At 48.4% G+C, this 279-nt stretch carries 1 pseudogene; it reads right to left on the reverse strand.

Annotated features, from left to right (window positions below):
* A pseudogene (locus Q0954_RS34750) lies at positions 1-279 on the reverse strand (sensor histidine kinase); the annotation flags it as partial.

Raw genomic sequence — 279 nt, forward strand, 5'->3', positions numbered from 1 at the left:
CTAACAAATCACAGATGTTCCTTGCTCCAAAGGCAACCTTGCCTCCCCTAAAGGTTGCTCACGTAAATGGGGGCTTGTCGTGCCTGGCAACAAAAAACAAAGCTTCAAGCCTGAACCTACTTTGTCTACTGGGTACACTTTGCCCCCTACCGAGGTAGCCCATTGTTGGATAGCGGGTATGCCTACTCCCGAAATTGCCCCGGTAATCCGTCGTTTGAACGAATGGTCGAAAATATCGGTATTGCTGGTCGGATACAGGCCATTGTCTTCTATATACAT

Source organism: uncultured Microscilla sp., from assembly GCF_947493425.1.
Taxonomy (GTDB): Bacteria; Bacteroidota; Bacteroidia; order Cytophagales; family Microscillaceae; genus Microscilla.